The following is a 15,545-nucleotide window of genomic DNA, read 5'->3' as shown; positions in this document are numbered from 1 at the left end:
GTGTTTTTCTCTTTATCTTTTCGGTTGAAAAATATGCTGAAAGAAGTATTTGTGATGTAAGTTATCTACAACTTTATTTGCTTGATATGTGCGGTGTTGTTCGAGTCGAAGTCTTTGCTCCATCATTTTTATTGCGTGATCAGATAAACGTAACATTATACATGTCTCCTTTTCTATAAATATAGGTGTCTATTGGTATCGATTCCATATTTATAATTAAGGAGGTACACTGTGTAACATAGGCAAAAAGCACCTTCCTCTCCCATTACGCTTACGAGGTTAGCTGTCGGACTCGGGAAGTGAGAGTTTCCCTACTAAAAAAAGATTCGCCCCAAGTAGCATGGCTACAAAAATGGTTCCCCCGCTCCAAATTTCGGACTCAGCAAAAGGTTTTATAAAGTAAAAGATAACATGAATAAATTAATGAGTCAAACTATTTATTGTTTTCTGATTTTTTCAAGGAGGTTAAAACCACACCATCGGGTAATATGATATCCTTTATTTCAATAAAACCATGTTTTTTATATAAAGACAGAGCAGGGGTATTTTCTTTCCCTGTTTGTACAATATATGTTTGGGAAGGGGAGAACATGTCAAATACATATAGTAGTAGTTTTGTTGCAATTCCTTTATGAAAATGATTAGGGGATACTACTAAACGATGAATATCAACTTCCTCTTCATCCATTTTAAAAGAAATAAACCCGGCAAGTGTATCTTCATAAAAATAGCCGTAAAAAATTTCATCACATAATTGAATATCGGCTACAGTATCATAAAGACGAAGGATAGCCGTACTATTTATATATTTTGCTTCAATTTCATAAGCGGGTATTTGAATGTTTAAAATAGAAGTAGCAGTGTTGTGAGAAGTTGTTACTAATTTTTGAATCATAGGGTAAAACCTCCTTGTAGGCTTTATTTTCATAGATTTGACAAGATTTTTCTTTATTGGATATAATAATTATAATAGTTACATAACAATTTAGTATTAAAAAGAAATACACCATAATAGAAATGGAGGGCTAAAAATGGGATGGATTATCACATTAATAGTTGGTGCTATTATAGGTGCAATTGCAGGTTCTATAACGGGTAAAAATTTTCCAGGTGGTATGTTCGGAAATATTATCGCAGGTTTATTAGGTGCTTCGTTAGGTGGTAGATTATTTGGATCTTTTGGGCCATCATTTGGTGGGATTCATGTCGTGCCAGCATTATTAGGGGCAATCGTGTTAATTCTTATTGTATCATTTGTAGTGAAAGCTGCAAGGAAATAAAGATATAGATCATGATGAAAAGCCCTGAATAAGGGCTTTTCATCATTCGAAGAGGTGGTTTCGTTGGAGAAATTAAATATTAGAAAAAGAGATAAGTTGAAAAAGTTTTTTAGAGAGCAAAATTATTTAGCGGTGTTACTCGGCTTTGCGTTATTGTTTATTAACATATTACTGCTAACGAAGATTTCTTTTGTGTTTACTCCGTTTATCGTCTTTTTAAAAACAATTTTCTTCCCAGTACTATTAGCGGGTGTGCTATTTTATATTTTGCATCCATTCGTTTCGCTTTTAGAAAAGAAAGGTGTTTCAAGAATCGTATCAATCGCTTCTATATATATAATAGTGCTAGGATTATTTGTGTTTTTAGTTGTAACAGTAATCCCGATTATTAAAGATCAAATTGATGCATTAATAGATAACTTACCGTATTTCGGTCATGAAATTGAGCGAGCGGCACGTAGATTCGGGGAAAGTAATTTACTAGGAAAAATTCAGGAGAATTTAAATATTGATGTAGCGAGTATGGTAAAAGACTACACAGTTGATTTTACGAAGTCGTTATCATCAGTAACTGGAAATGTAACTGGATTTTTAAGTACTGTTACAGAGGTCGTTTTAACGTTTGTAATGGTTCCGTTTATATTGTTCTATCTTTTAAAAGATGGTGAGCAATTACCGAATCATTTCTTAAAGTTTATTTCAGAACAAAGACAACCAGCAGCGATGAGAATACTAGATGATATGCATTATGCGATTAGCTCGTATATTAGAGGGCAAATTATCGTTAGCTTGTTTATTGGTATTATGTTATTAATCGGCTACCTGATTATTGGTATTAAATATGCGGTACTACTTGCAATTTTAGCGATGATTGTAAATATCGTTCCGTACGTAGGACCAATCATCGCAATTACACCAGCTTTAATTATCGCATTTATTGACTCGCCAGCAATGGTGTTAAAAGTAATTATCGTTATGATGGTTGTACAATTAGCGGAAGGTAAATTTATTTCTCCGCAAGTTATGGGAAAAAAGCTAGACATTCACCCAATTACTATCATTTTTATTATTTTAACTGCCGGAAATTTATTTGGTATTATGGGGATTATTTTAGCAATTCCAGGATATGCGATATTAAAAGTGTTAGTAACGCATAGTTATAGATTTGTTAAGTTGAATACGTGAAAAAAGCTAGAACAGATATTACTGTTCTAGCTTTTTTACTCTTTCTATAGTAGACAAATTGACCTCATGCGTAGGCTTTTAATTCAACAATAGGTAGATTGCTTTCCTTTAGTTTGTAATCAAATATTAAATCGTCCATGCGAAAAGTAGCATCTACTTCAAGAGAAATGAAAGTACCTCCGATTTCTACTTGATTTCCGTTCTCATTTTCAAAAGTGAGCGCACCGTCAAATGTTTCTATGTACTCATCGCAAGTGTATACATATATAGCGATAGGTGTGAAATGTATAATTACCCCTAAAGTATCATCTTGACTTTTATCATCGTTATTAAACGTATCAATCTTTTCATCATTCTTTTTAGTAAACCAACCCATAACATCACCTCGTTTTTGTATTGCAAATCGATTCTGTATATATTGATTATATATTATTTGGAATAAATCGGTAATAATTATTGCTAAAACTTAACAAAAAAAGAAAATTCAGTTTTAGGTAAACGGGAAATGTGATAAACTGTAAAAAATAACGAAAAGCAATGAAAGAGAAGAGTACATATTCAAAACTTTTTAGAGAGCTGATGCGTGGTGGAAATCAGTAAGGGATGAATATGGAATGGGCTCTGGAGCTTCTAGCTGAAATGAGTAGGCAAAGACGGTTACTTCACGTTAAGAAGTTGAAGCGAGCTATGATGATAGCTAATGAAGGTGGTACCGCGGGAGTCTCTCGTCCTTTTTTAAGGATGAGAGACTCTTTTTATTTTGAGAAAGGAGGGGTTAGGTTGAGCGAAAAAATAATGTTAACTGGAATTAAGCCGACAGGTTATCCGCATTTAGGAAATTATATTGGTGCGATTAAACCTGCACTGCAAATGTCAAAGAGTAATGAAGGAAAAGCATTGTATTTTATAGCGGATTATCATGCGTTAAATGCTGTACATGATCCAAGTCAGTTTAGTAATTATACGAAAGAGGTAGCAGCTACTTGGTTATCACTCGGACTAGGAGAAGATGTTATTTTTTACAGACAAACAGAAGTGCCGGAGATTCTAGAATTAGCTTGGATATTAGCTTGCCTAACTCCGAAAGGGCTTATGAACCGTGCCCATGCATATAAGGCGAAGGTGGAGCAAAATAAAGAAGCGGGGTTAGAGGTCGATGCAGGAGTGAATATGGGGTTATATACGTACCCGATTTTAATGGCAGCTGACATATTACTATTTCAAGCTACTCAAGTACCAGTCGGGAAAGACCAAATTCAACATATTGAAATTGCGCGTGATATTGCGACGTATTTTAATCATACATTCGGTATGACATTTACGCTTCCGGAGTATGTCATACAAGAAGAAGGTGCCATATTACCTGGCCTTGATGGAAGAAAGATGAGTAAAAGTTACGGAAATGTGATCCCGTTATTTGCAGAGCAAAAAAAACTACGAAAGTTAATATTTAAAATCAAAACAGATTCTTCACTTCCAAATGAACCGAAAGAACTAGAAACGTTATTTACGATATATAAAGAATTTGCGACAGAAGCTGAAATGCAGTCGATGCGTGAAAAGTATGAAACTGGCATTGGATGGGGCGATGTGAAAAAAGAGTTGTTTCGCGTTGTAGACCGCGAATTAGCTGGCCCCCGTGAGAAATATGAGATGTATATGAATGAGCCGAATTTATTATACGAAGCGTTAGAAAAAGGTGCTGAGCGTGCAAGAGAAATCGCAAAGGTAAATTTAGCGGAAATTAAAAAACGGATTGGATTTGAGAGGGGACGCTGAGCGTTCCCTTATTTTTTTTATAAAAAAATCGAACGAAATTTGAATTTGTTACCAATATAGAGTGAGGAGGGATAGAAATGGTTACAATTCTCGAGTTAAAAGTGTTGTTATTCCAAATAGGAACAGAAATTGTACCACCTAGTAATTTAAAAGAAAAAGTTTTAATTCAAGTTAATCTGATGGAGGAAATAACATTTAATCATGTTGAGGTGAATAAAGATGAGTGAAACTGTGTTAGCAGTTCAAGGTTTAAGTAAGACGTATGAGAGTGTAGATACAAATGTTAGAGCTTTACAAAATGTATCTTTGGAGCTGAATAAAGGAGAACTCCTTGCCGTAATGGGGATGAGTGGGTCTGGGAAGAGTACATTACTAAACATACTTGGTGCTTTAGACAAGCCTGATGAGGGAGTTGTATATGTAAATGGTGAAGTGCCTAAAAATATGTTTGTTGAACCATATGCCACGGAGTACAGGCGGGATAACATAGGATTTATCTTTCAGTCATTCCACTTATTAAAGGATTTATCTGTAGAAGAAAATATTGCATTACCCCTCATATTATCAGCTGATTCAGAAGAGGAGATACGAGAAAAAACAAATAAAATATTAGATGTTCTTGGTTTAATAAATTGGAGAAATCACCGACCAGTTCAGCTTTCTGGGGGACAACAACAACGTGTTGCAATTGGTAGGGCGTTAATAACATCTCCTCCAATTGTTCTTGCAGATGAACCTACTGGAAATTTGGATTTCAATACGTCTAATGATATTTTACGAGTACTAGTCGATATGAAACAAAGATTTAATCAAAGTATGATTCTTGTTACTCATGATCCCCATATCGCTACGTATGCAGATCGGGTTCTCTTCTTTCATAATGGAGAAGTTGTTGATAATTATACGTGTTCTCATGGAGTAAATGATATGAATATTATTTTAGATAAATTTAAAAAATTAATGGAGATATCAAAATGATAAAATCAGTACGAGGATTAGGTTTACGCTTTTTTAAGAAGAATAAATTTACTGCTATTTCCTCTATAGTTAGTGTTATGTTGGCCGTTTCTCTAATTGTTACGATGATTGTGTTTTCGAGTCATGCGAAACAGTCTGTTATAAATGAAGTGAAAAATGTATATGGAGATATGGATTTATCTGTTGGATATAACCCTGATCAAAATAAATTGATGGATAAATCTTTACTACAAAATATTAAGAAACAAGAAAATATTGAATACATGTCAAAAGTATTAGTAAATCATTTACAAGTGAATAAATTGAATGTAGCTATTTATACAGTAGGTGTTCAAAATGATTCGTTATCTAAAAGTCGATATCACTTCTCTGAAAATTTATCAAATGAGGAAGTAACATTAAATGATGGATTAGCAGAAACTTTACAAGTAAAAGTTGGGGAAAAGATTGAAATAGAAAATAAATCCTATGTAGTAAAAGAAGTGTTACCTGATATAGAAGCTGGAGGTTCAGCTCCAGATATACTCATTTTATCGGAAGATGCGGTGAAACAGCACGTATATGAAAAAACGGGTAAACACAATGAGGCTACTTATGTGTTAATAAAAGCAAAAGAGAATGCGGATGTACTAGCATTGTCTAGTCAAATTCATAAAATAGACGAAGAATTAAGAATCGATATTGCAGAGGAAGACGAGTTTTTTAAAAGTAATTTAGCATCATTACATATTTTTATAATCGTTTTATCTGCATTAATACTTATTATTACATCGTTATTATTAATGTCTAACTTTGAAGTATTTTTATATAAATATAAAAGTCAATTTGCTATTATGCGATCAATGGGAGCAACAACGAAACAAATGTTTAAAGTTATATTTATTCAATGTAGTGTAATTAATTTTTTTGGTGGAATATTCGGTTTGTTACTAGCTGTAATAAGTGACCGTTTTTTACAAAGTTGGCTAGAACAGTTATTTGCTTTTCAAATGAATTCAATGGGTTTCGACTATGAAGTAGCAATTGTAACAATGATTTGTAGTATCTTTTTTATTGAACTGTTTATGTTATATCCTTCGTACAGAAGTTCGAAAATATTGCCAGTAAAGCTTATGCGCGAAAATGAAGAATCAGACTTTTCTAATAAAAAAACACGCAGTATTATGGGGAAATTCCTTTTAATTAGTAGTATATTTTTAACTGTTTTAGGTGGCTTTGTAGCAAATACGGGAGATACGCAGGCGATAGTGATATTAATAGGGTCTATATTTCTTGTTTTAGGGGTGTATATATTATTTCCTATTTATCTTTCTTCGATATTAATAGCATGTCTACCTATAATGAAAAAAATATTTGGAAGGAATACATTTGTTGCTATTAAAAATGTAATTCCGCAAGTAAGGAAAAATACATTTGTTATCTTAATGATAAGTACAATGATGGTAATAGTTGTCTTCGGCTCCACTATATTTAAAACGATGCAAAAAAATAATGAAAGATATTTAAACCGAGAATTTCCAACACATATTGTTGTGGAAAATCGTTTGACTAATGATTCAACCATTACCTTACCTCATATACAAAATATATTTAAAGAAATAAGTAGTGTAAAAGGAGCTAGTACAATTAGTACGAACTCACTGGCAGAATTAAAACAAGGTGAAAATTATATTACTTTTGACTATAATTTAGGTGATTTAAAGGAAATGGAAAAGCAAGGATTACTGCCAGAAGTACCTGCAAATTTGGAGAATAGTATAATTGTTACAAAAGAGTTAGCGGAGCGGTATAAACTTCATGCAGGTGATATCGTTCAATTGGGTCTATTTTCAGAACAGGAACAAAAAGTTAGACCGACTAGTAAGGTAGAAATCGGATTAATTGTTAATGAGCTACCGAATTCTCCTGCGGTACTTATGGATTGGAGTAATGTAACATATAAACAAAATTATACAGTTTTTGAGCGAGCATTTATTAGTTCAAATAATGAGAGAGAGACGTTGGAGCAATTAAAGAAATTGAAAGGTCAATATCCACAATTAAAAATAAGTAGTTATACTCAATCGTTAAAGCGATCTAATTTAATGTTTCAGCAAAGGTGGTCCATCTTCATCGTTGTTATTGTAGTAATTTTATTTAGTGTAACATTAGGGGTATGTAATACACTTATAAATAATATTCAATCTAAAAGAAAAGAGTTTGCTATTTTAAGAGCAATAACAGTTAAGAAAAAGGGGATTGTACAAGTTATTTTGACGCAAGTTAATTTATATGTACTTATTGGAATCGTACTAGGGGCTGTTATAGGAATATTATTAACCTATATGGTAAGTATAATAGATCGTACACCTTTATTTTTTGATTTCCAACTTATCGTAACGGTAATAGCGGGGATGTTCGGAATAGTCCATATTATTTTTATTCCTTTTGCTAATAGAATAGGGAAAAGGGACATTGTTCAAGAGTTAAATAGGGATAATAAATAAAAATATAGTCAAGATGAATTCCATCTTGACTATATTAATAGTTCAATTCGAATTCTGAAAGTCAGTAACAATCCTCTCAATAACAGAAGGAAGATTACTAGGTAACTCATCAAGCGGAAAGAAGCGTAGTTCTTTCGATTCCGTTTGGTCGCATACAAGTTCACCATTGAATTCGCGGCAAATATAAACAACGAGTACACCGTGTACTTGATCGCCGTTTGGGTAGATTTGAAAGAAATCAGGTCCTGAGTATGTACGGAATAGTTCTGGATTTTTAATGATAAGTCCCGTTTCTTCATATACTTCTCGCTTTAAAGTCTCTTCTAACGTTTCGTTATATTCTAAGGCACCACCAATAATACCCCAGCGGTTAAAATCTGTACGGAGCTGCAGTAATATTTCATTTTTCTCATTTAATATAATGGCGTGTGAACCGATTAAAATAAGTGGTTGATTACCTACTAGATTTCTCATGTCTTCAATATATCCCATAGTTGTTCTCCTTATATTTTAATAATAGTTAGGAAGTTCTTTTAACATTCTTTCTGTTTTACGTGCTGTAAATGCTAAGTTATGATCATCTTTCGTTCTGAAAAATAATGTGCGTAAAAAGGTTTTAATGTTGGCACATAAAATACAATACTCATTAAGCGAAAGGCGTTTTCTAATTTGAGGAAGCCTTTTTATTTTTTTATGAATAATAGAGACTAACTCGTCTTGTGGAAAGTCATGATACAGCATTGCTAGTAACGGTGTAATAATGCGTTCGTCTTCGTTATTGTGAAAAAGATCAGATGGGATAAAAATTTTATTTAATAAGCAATGAATTAATTCTTCATACCATTCAAAGGTCGTATAGGAATTGTGAACAATTTCAGTAAAGGCATCTGATACGTGAGCAAGACAATGAGCCCATCCTTTATTTTCAATATAGCCTCGAAAATCCGTTTCTAAGTTTGTATATGAAATGAGTTTGTTTTTTATTTCTTCAATATCTTCCTCTGTGAAAAAGTAGTGCGAGTTAGCGAATTGGAGTATTAGCGCAATTAACGAAACAGTGTAAGAACGTGTGAAAACCCCATCTGTATGTGGGGAGTGAATATCACAATATAAATACTCATCGCTTAAACAAGTTTGCAGAAGTAATTTCAGCTGATCATCCATAAGGAATTCATGATGAATGAAATAGGAAAAGCATTTATATATAAGTTGGTAACGAACGTAACTATCAGTCGTTCCGACATACTGAAGCATATTGAGCGTTAACTCATTTATATCTATATGTTGCAGTTGCGTATAGTCATTTTGTTGTATAAGCTCTAACTGTTGTTGTAACGTTGTAATATCCAATGGAGAACCTCCTCCGCACTTTAAAGATGCGATGTTTTCTAGTATTCTATATATTCAAGGACAATCCTGCTCATGCAAGGAGAACAAGTAGAAATTCGAGTATGACATAGATGAGGGAAGTATATGATGACTATAGAACAGTTAGAAAAACATTTTAAAATAAGAAGAAATGCTTCTTCTATTATGATAAAAGAAAATAATGCAGAGCCTTTTACAGAAGAGCTATTAAAGGAAATGATGCAGTATTGCGTTACTGAGGCTGAAAAAGAGGGAATAGAAGATTTACATTTTGAGATTTCTTCAAAAAGCCCAAATTATGATGTGTATAAAAAATGCTTCGGAACGTATTTATTTGAATATATTACTGAAAATATGATTGTGTTTAAGGATATATATGAAGTAGAAGATATAGAAAGTGAGATTGATTTTAAGCTTATTGAAGAGATTGGCGAAGACGTTTTTTACTCACTGTGGAATGAAGTGACGGGAGAACAAATCGATTATGATCAATTTGTAAATATGATGTTGCAAGAAATTGGTGAGCAATGGAAAGAACATTGTTTAACAGCAAGTATCAATGAAGAGCCAATAGGAATTGTAATCCCGCATATTGAGAGAGATACGTTAGAAGAGGGGAAACTCATGTATTTCGCAGTCGCTCCAAATATGCGAAATAAAGGGTATGAAGCAGCATTCTTTACAGGAGCAATGTTTGTTTTAAAAGAAATAGGTGCATCTTATTATATTGGCGAGACAAATGTACAAAATGAGTGGATGAAGGATGTTTTTGAAAAGAACGGATGTCAGTTGCTGAGTTGTACTGAGCGATATGTGAGGAAGTTTTAGGAGGGGGAATGGTGTATACTCTCGAACTCGTATAGCGGGAGGGGACTATATATGTTAAAGCAATCCATGCATTCATTCGTTTTACTGTATCCACATGTATTGTTAGAGAATTGGAAAGTTGAAAAGGTTTCAGAACGTTATGAAGGTGAAAAGTGGGAAACTTTTTGGTTTCAGGTTGTTACTCCAACTGGAATGTTTCGGGTAAAAGAGTTTTTTCTAGATATAATGGAGCCGGTATTTCCGGATAGTTGTATTTCTCAAGCAAAAGGAGATTGTTTTCAATATAAATGGCTTGTGTATTGGAAAGGTGTAAATTATAAAGGAAAAGAAAGTTACGTTACATCTAGATGGAAAACACAAATTGAAGTTTCTGTTGATCACGGATATATAAATCAAGATGAAATGGAACGATTTCTAATTGAATTACAACCGGTAAATATGGAACTTGCGAAAAGAATATTACATACACCATTTCACTTATTAAGCTTTCAAGCGAAGAAAGGTGAAATGGGTGAGATAGGAAGATGTCGTGAGTGGAATGCTCCCGAAGACGTATCCTATGTTAAATTATCAATTCATGAAAAGTTAAGTTGGAAACTTGAATCAGTTGGTTTCGGAAATGATGAAATACAGTATGTATACTGGGACGAAGATAGTAAACTATACGCACTTTGGGTTTGTCGGCATAAAAACAAAGCGTACTATCCTGTTTCTTCTTGGACAATGAATTATGGCCCAAAACAAATTATAAATGGATTAGAGTTTTATTCGCACCCTGATCGCGGGACAGTTGTATATGAAGATTTGGGTGATGAACAAATTACATACGTATTTCGAGGGAATCCGTGTACAACTTATGAACAAGTAAAAGAACTTCTTGCCTATTTGTAAGATAAAAAGAAAAATGAGAACGACAAAATAGATATTTCTATAATACAATAAAGAAAGATTCGATTATATAAGAAAGCGTTGGTGAAAGAATGGAGCAGCAAAGAAAGTGGTTACAAGCAACTGTAGAAAGAAATGAAGACAATACGCTATATATAAAGTGGGAAAATAATATAGAAGAAGTTCGTATTTATTGGAGTACTTCACCAGAGCATATTGAAGAAAATGGAGAATTACTTGCAACGGTAAATGGAGAGTCATCATGTACAATTGAAAACCCTAGTGAAAATGAGCGTCCATATTTTAGACTAGTTGGAAGTAATGGACAAGCAGTGACAGTAGCTGAGCGTAGATTGCCATTACAAGGCGCGTTTAACTTCCGTGATATGGGAGGATATGAAACGACTGAAGGCCGTAAAGTAAAATGGGGTAAGTTGTACCGTTCTGAAGAATTAGCAGGACTAACAGAGTGGGATATCGACTATTTACAAAAGTCTGGCTTAAAGTTAATTTGTGACTACCGTACAGACTTTGAAGTGAAGCATAAGCCGAATCCAGAGATTACAGGTGCTCGTCAAGTGTGCTTACCAGTTATGCAAGACTTAGCGAAAGATTTAAATATAAACGAGTTTTTCCAAGTTGGTGACCTTTCTATGTTAGGGAAGCCAGGTGAGTATCTTGTGAAAATGAATCAAGATTTCGTAAGTGGTAATGAAGCATTCGTGAGCTTCTTAAACTTAGCGCAAAACCCGGAAAACTTACCGTTAGTAAACCACTGTACAGCTGGAAAAGACCGTACTGGATTTGGATCAGCATTATTATTGCTTTTACTAGGTGTACCAGAAAAAACAGTAATGGAAGATTACTTACTAAGTAACGGCTTCCGTGAAAAGTTAAATGAAAAAATGATGGCCTTTTTAGGTGCAAAACTTCAAAACGATGAAAGTAGAGCGATATTAGGTGCGATGTTTGAAGCTCGTGCTGAGTATTTACAAGCTGCGATTGATGAAGTGAAAAAGCAATTCGGTTCAGTTGAAGCGTATGCTGAAAAAGCACTTGGCTTTACGAAAGAGTCGTTAGAAGAAATGAAAGTTTTATTGCTAGAGGATAAATAAGAAAGAGGGAGGCTAATTGGATTAGCCTCCTGTTTTTATTATGAAATTTTTCGTTGTCTTATTATTCCTATGACAATTGGAATAACTGTCCCAATTAACAATATCGGTAAAAATAATTTTCCGAAACCGCCGCTCCAATCTAGAGCGATTGAAATTGTTTCAAATTGGATGAAAGCGAAAATAAGTAAACAGACATTTTTTAATTGATTTAGCATTTTTCTGCTGTTTAAATAAAACTGTTTAGCATTTGATTCATTCAGTCTTTGTGGATAGTTATGTACTTCTGGAAACTTTTCTAAAGTTTGCATTAAAAGGAGTATGAATAGCCCTATTCCTGGCAGAAGTAAAAGTTCCCACTTTGATCCCCAGCGATCTACAGCTCCATATGCATTATAATGTGCGGGCACTTCCTCGGGTAATCTTCCCCAAATGATGATCAAAAAAATGATTGATCCAAAGAACAATGAATATCCAATGATATCTCCAACCCATTCACTTTTTGTTTTTGGGATTTGTACTTTAGGTCTTTCCCATGAATTTACTATGTTTTTCCGCCCCTTTCTATTCCTGTATTTCCTTTTTGAAATTTGGATTCATTATCCAAATTATCTCAAATGTATAGTATTTTCACAATTAATTATTTTTGAATAACATGACTCGTGTGCCATAAACAACTGTAAGATTTCTATACAGTTACTATTCATAAAGGGAAAAAGTTCGACTTAAGAGACAATTAATGAGAAAATACAAGTTGTAAATAACGTACTAGTTGAGGAGAGCATAATGAAATATAAAGTTATATTATTCGACGTAGATGATACATTATTAGATTTTCCTGAAACGGAAAGAAACGCTTTGCATAACGCGTTTGTACAGTTCGGGATGCCTACAGGGTATAACGATTATCTTGCAAGTTATAAAGAGATTAGTAATGGATTATGGAGAGATTTAGAAAATAAAATGATTACATTAAGTGAATTAGCGGTAGATCGATTTAGACAATTATTTGCCCTTCATAATATAGAAGTAGATGCACAGCAATTTAGTGATATATACCTTGAAAACTTAGGGGAAGAAGTACACCTTATAGAAGGTGCAGTGCAATTATGTGAGAATCTACAAGATTGTAAGTTAGGTATTATTACGAATGGATATACGAAGGTGCAACAATCTAGAATTGGGAATTCGCCTTTATGTCATTTCTTTGATCATATTATTATTTCAGAAGAGGTTGGTCATCAAAAACCAGCGCGTGAGATTTTTGATTATGCATTTGAGAAGTTTGGGATTACTGATAAATCAAGTGTATTAATGGTTGGAGATTCGCTAACTTCTGATATGAAAGGCGGAGAAGATTACGGCATTGATACGTGTTGGTATAATCCAAGTTTGAAAGAAAATAAGACAGATGTTAAGCCGACTTATGAAGTGGAGAGCCTGCTACAAATTTTAGAAATTGTGGAAGTGGCGGAAGAAAAGGTAGCTTCATTTTAATTGTTTTGATATTTTTCGATAAGTCGATATTCTTTATCGAATTGTCGATATATCGAAAAAATCGTTGATATAATTTGAGTTGCGGCCAATATATAGGTAGGATAGGTGTAACAATTAGAGGTGAGTAAAGAATGTTAACGTTTTTATTTGAGTTAGACAAGGCTATTCCGCAGAAGGATGAGCCAAAGTATGATGCATATACAAAGGGTTTTATTGAAGGGGATTTAACGATCCGCGTTAGTGACAGCGTACTTTTTCAGAAGTCATGTATGAAGGTCGCAGAGCTCGGCATTTATTTAGGACAGTGGATGGAACAAGTGCAACACGGTCAAAACGTACATATGAATTATGAAACGAGTGACCGTGAGGAAGTTATTCTCGGATTCGTATATGAAGAGGAAGATCAGTGGAGAGTTACTTCTAGTTGGCAACAATTTGACCTTCAGGAATGCATATCCACGACAGCATTAGTAGAGAGCGTCGGGCGTTATTTATATGAGCTAAATAAGGAACTGCGTGCGATAGAATATCCTGTGACATTTGATCAGTATTTAAGAGGCGAGCGAATGATGAAGCTTTCTTACAAACGACTGTGTGATAGTAAAGCGGATACGACGTCGATAGAGGTTTACAATGAAAGCGAAAGAGTAGGCGCAGTACGGGGCTATTATAAAAATACGTTGATGAAAGTGCTAGACTTTATTCCGAAAGTCGGTAGTAATATCATTTACGAAATAAAGGATAGTAAAGACAACATTCGCGTCATTGCAAAGGATGTAAGTAGGCAGCGTCAAAGAAGGATTTTAGTAACGTACATCGATCATAATGATGTAGAGCATGAAATACTTGTATGTGATGGAAAGTTATTAGATGCAAATTTCTTATTTACCTTTACATATAAGAGAGAAGAATATGTTGTTCACAAAACTACAATTGGGCTTGGCAAGTTATTACGAAACGGCTATGTAATTGCAGATTGGAATATTCGTCTTGAGGAAGATATGTATGATATCGAGATGGATGTATATGATGAAGATTATATAGAGGATCAATATTTATTATTAGGTGTATTTCATGCTGTTTTGTATGGGTGATAAATGAGAAATACCGGCATTCCTCATGGGAAGGATGCCGGTATTTTTTATTAATCCTCAAAAATAAAAATCTCATCAATTGTACTATGAAGTGCCTTGGCTATATCGTGAGCGAGCTGTAAGGAAGGATTATATTTTCCTTTTTCGAGATGGCTAATTGTTTCACGGCGTACACCAACTGTTTTCGCTAAATCTTCTTGTGTCATATGTAATTTGGCACGGTATTCTTTTATTCTCGTTACGAACGCCATGGCGCATCTTCCATTTCATCAACAGGTTTATCGTAAAAGAACATAGAGAAGCCGAACGTAAGAATGAGTGTGCTGAAAATAAGAGCGATATCAATCTCTTGTAGTGCCGGGTTTGGAAATAACATTTCAATAAACATAATGATAGCGGTAGTTAGTAATGTAACGATAAATGCGTTGCGGCACGATTTATTGACGATTTGTTCAAATAATTCATCGTGTTGAACCGTTCTATAAGTCGTGAAAAAGGAGAAGAAACAGAACATAGTAAACAATCCTTTTTCATAAAAAAAGCCGAGGAAACCGAAGAAACCGAGAAATCCTAAATATTTAATCCAAGTTGTTTTCACGATAGATTCTCCTTTCAATGTTAGAAATAAATCACGTTATGTTATAAATATATCACATATGGAAATGTGTGATAATAATAGTTTTCCAATTCTTTTCATAATAATAGTAAAAAGAGGAAATATACTGCGAAATAAAGAGGATAATATTGTAAAATGGTTGTAAGGAGGGGGAGGAAGGAATGCTAACTTGGATCATGATCGTTGTATTACTTGTAGTGATTACTGTAGTGGCAACGGTGTTAATTGGGAGGAATGGTGATGCGAATTATAGTAAAGCGACAAAAGGTAATATTAAACGGCTGACGATAATCTATATTTTACTAGCTGTCGTTTTAATCGTTGGATTAGGCGTGTATATTTATTTTAAAGGTTAAAAAAACTGAAAAAATATAAAAATCTAAAAATAGAAGTATGCTATAATATCAATATAGTTATTTGGTAATTAAGGAAAG

Annotated in this window: 20 protein-coding genes, 1 riboswitch and 1 other annotated feature; of the genes, 12 read left to right on the top strand and 8 right to left on the bottom strand. The window is 33.8% G+C overall.

What is annotated here, in order from left to right; translation table 11 throughout:
• Positions 1–12: 12 nt before the first annotated feature.
• Positions 13–156 (bottom strand): hypothetical protein, encoded by a 144-nt coding sequence (locus PDL00_RS29140; RefSeq protein ID WP_000945246.1) that lies wholly within the window; start codon positions 154–156, stop codon positions 13–15.
• A gap of 96 nt (positions 157–252) precedes the next feature.
• Positions 253–395: riboswitch (cyclic di-AMP (ydaO/yuaA leader) on the bottom strand.
• A 38-nt stretch (positions 396–433) separates the two neighbouring features.
• On the bottom strand, positions 434–895 hold the full coding sequence (locus PDL00_RS29135) for a GNAT family N-acetyltransferase (protein ID WP_270733030.1): 462 nt from the start codon (positions 893–895) through the stop codon (positions 434–436).
• Positions 896–1,031: 136 nt separating this feature from the next.
• Between PDL00_RS29135 and PDL00_RS29130 the strand changes: the two genes are divergently transcribed.
• Positions 1,032–1,280, top strand: coding sequence for a GlsB/YeaQ/YmgE family stress response membrane protein (locus PDL00_RS29130; RefSeq protein WP_000539721.1), 249 nt, complete (start codon positions 1,032–1,034; stop codon positions 1,278–1,280).
• 63 nt (positions 1,281–1,343) lie between these two features.
• A complete protein-coding gene (locus PDL00_RS29125; protein ID WP_048546503.1) occupies positions 1,344–2,465 on the top strand; it encodes an AI-2E family transporter in 1,122 nt (373 codons plus the stop codon).
• A 64-nt stretch (positions 2,466–2,529) separates the two neighbouring features.
• Here the strand turns inward: PDL00_RS29125 and PDL00_RS29120 are convergent, their stop codons facing one another.
• On the bottom strand, positions 2,530–2,841 hold the full coding sequence (locus PDL00_RS29120; protein ID WP_242255982.1) for a hypothetical protein: 312 nt from the start codon (positions 2,839–2,841) through the stop codon (positions 2,530–2,532).
• A gap of 152 nt (positions 2,842–2,993) precedes the next feature.
• Positions 2,994–3,201 (top strand) — a binding site (T-box leader).
• A 5-nt stretch (positions 3,202–3,206) separates the two neighbouring features.
• Here PDL00_RS29120 and PDL00_RS29115 point away from each other — a divergent pair.
• The 4 genes from PDL00_RS29115 to PDL00_RS29100 all read left to right on the top strand — a co-directional run bounded on the left by PDL00_RS29115 (position 3,207) and on the right by PDL00_RS29100 (position 7,708).
• On the top strand, positions 3,207–4,244 hold the full coding sequence (locus PDL00_RS29115; protein ID WP_242255980.1) for a tryptophan--tRNA ligase: 1,038 nt from the start codon (positions 3,207–3,209) through the stop codon (positions 4,242–4,244).
• 77 nt (positions 4,245–4,321) lie between these two features.
• Entirely contained in the window at positions 4,322–4,471 is a 150-nt protein-coding gene (locus PDL00_RS29110) for a hypothetical protein (RefSeq protein WP_097843070.1), read from the top strand.
• Entirely contained in the window at positions 4,464–5,222 is a 759-nt protein-coding gene (locus tag PDL00_RS29105; RefSeq protein WP_270733026.1) for an ABC transporter ATP-binding protein, read from the top strand. The genes PDL00_RS29110 and PDL00_RS29105 overlap by 8 nt, the downstream gene beginning before the upstream one ends.
• A complete protein-coding gene (locus PDL00_RS29100) occupies positions 5,219–7,708 on the top strand; it encodes an FtsX-like permease family protein (RefSeq protein WP_270733024.1) in 2,490 nt (829 codons plus the stop codon). The genes PDL00_RS29105 and PDL00_RS29100 overlap by 4 nt, the downstream gene beginning before the upstream one ends.
• A 42-nt stretch (positions 7,709–7,750) precedes the next feature.
• Here PDL00_RS29100 and PDL00_RS29095 read toward each other — a convergent pair whose 3' ends face one another.
• Together PDL00_RS29095 and PDL00_RS29090 are read right to left on the bottom strand one after the other, a co-directional pair.
• On the bottom strand, positions 7,751–8,200 hold the full coding sequence (locus PDL00_RS29095) for an NUDIX hydrolase (protein ID WP_097843073.1): 450 nt from the start codon (positions 8,198–8,200) through the stop codon (positions 7,751–7,753).
• An 18-nt stretch (positions 8,201–8,218) separates the two neighbouring features.
• Positions 8,219–9,058, bottom strand: a complete 840-nt coding sequence (locus PDL00_RS29090) for a DUF2785 domain-containing protein (protein WP_000355707.1) — start codon at positions 9,056–9,058, stop codon at positions 8,219–8,221.
• 123 nt (positions 9,059–9,181) lie between these two features.
• Here PDL00_RS29090 and PDL00_RS29085 point away from each other — a divergent pair, with 123 nt between their 5' ends.
• The 3 genes from PDL00_RS29085 (at position 9,182) to PDL00_RS29075 (ending at position 11,907) form a co-directional block, all read left to right on the top strand.
• Positions 9,182–9,904, top strand: coding sequence for a GNAT family N-acetyltransferase (locus PDL00_RS29085; protein WP_270733020.1), 723 nt, complete (start codon positions 9,182–9,184; stop codon positions 9,902–9,904).
• A 51-nt stretch (positions 9,905–9,955) separates the two neighbouring features.
• Positions 9,956–10,795 (top strand): hypothetical protein, encoded by an 840-nt coding sequence (locus PDL00_RS29080; protein ID WP_270733017.1) that lies wholly within the window; start codon positions 9,956–9,958, stop codon positions 10,793–10,795.
• 89 nt (positions 10,796–10,884) lie between these two features.
• The gene (locus PDL00_RS29075) at positions 10,885–11,907 is read left to right on the top strand and encodes a tyrosine-protein phosphatase (RefSeq protein ID WP_270733015.1); all 1,023 of its coding nucleotides are present in this window, start codon (positions 10,885–10,887) and stop codon (positions 11,905–11,907) included.
• A gap of 38 nt (positions 11,908–11,945) precedes the next feature.
• On the opposite strand, the gene PDL00_RS29070 is transcribed toward PDL00_RS29075, so the two are convergent.
• A complete protein-coding gene (locus tag PDL00_RS29070) occupies positions 11,946–12,371 on the bottom strand; it encodes a DUF1648 domain-containing protein (RefSeq protein WP_270733012.1) in 426 nt (141 codons plus the stop codon).
• A gap of 319 nt (positions 12,372–12,690) precedes the next feature.
• On the opposite strand from PDL00_RS29070, the gene PDL00_RS29065 reads away from it, so the two are divergent.
• Positions 12,691–13,401 (top strand): YjjG family noncanonical pyrimidine nucleotidase, encoded by a 711-nt coding sequence (locus tag PDL00_RS29065; RefSeq protein ID WP_242255964.1) that lies wholly within the window; start codon positions 12,691–12,693, stop codon positions 13,399–13,401.
• Positions 13,402–13,532: 131 nt separating this feature from the next.
• On the top strand, positions 13,533–14,495 hold the full coding sequence (locus PDL00_RS29060; protein ID WP_270733006.1) for a tubby C-terminal domain-like protein: 963 nt from the start codon (positions 13,533–13,535) through the stop codon (positions 14,493–14,495).
• A 50-nt stretch (positions 14,496–14,545) separates the two neighbouring features.
• Here the strand turns inward: PDL00_RS29060 and PDL00_RS29055 are convergent, their stop codons facing one another.
• Both PDL00_RS29055 and PDL00_RS29050 read right to left on the bottom strand, forming a co-directional pair.
• Positions 14,546–14,746: a helix-turn-helix transcriptional regulator gene (locus PDL00_RS29055; protein ID WP_097843078.1), complete on the bottom strand. Its 201-nt coding sequence runs from the start codon at positions 14,744–14,746 to the stop codon at positions 14,546–14,548.
• A complete protein-coding gene (locus PDL00_RS29050) occupies positions 14,734–15,093 on the bottom strand; it encodes a DUF3796 domain-containing protein (RefSeq protein WP_033656368.1) in 360 nt (119 codons plus the stop codon). The genes PDL00_RS29055 and PDL00_RS29050 overlap by 13 nt, the downstream gene beginning before the upstream one ends.
• 179 nt (positions 15,094–15,272) lie before the next feature.
• On the opposite strand from PDL00_RS29050, the gene PDL00_RS29045 reads away from it, so the two are divergent.
• Positions 15,273–15,467, top strand: a complete 195-nt coding sequence (locus PDL00_RS29045; RefSeq protein ID WP_061680295.1) for a hypothetical protein — start codon at positions 15,273–15,275, stop codon at positions 15,465–15,467.
• Positions 15,468–15,545: the final 78 nt, after the last annotated feature.

The organism is Bacillus cereus group sp. TH152-1LC, from assembly GCF_027710505.1.
GTDB classification, from domain to species: domain Bacteria; phylum Bacillota; class Bacilli; order Bacillales; family Bacillaceae_G; genus Bacillus_A; species Bacillus_A mobilis.
Note: the sequence above shows the minus strand (reverse complement) of the source record. Positions and strands in the feature narration are given on the sequence as shown.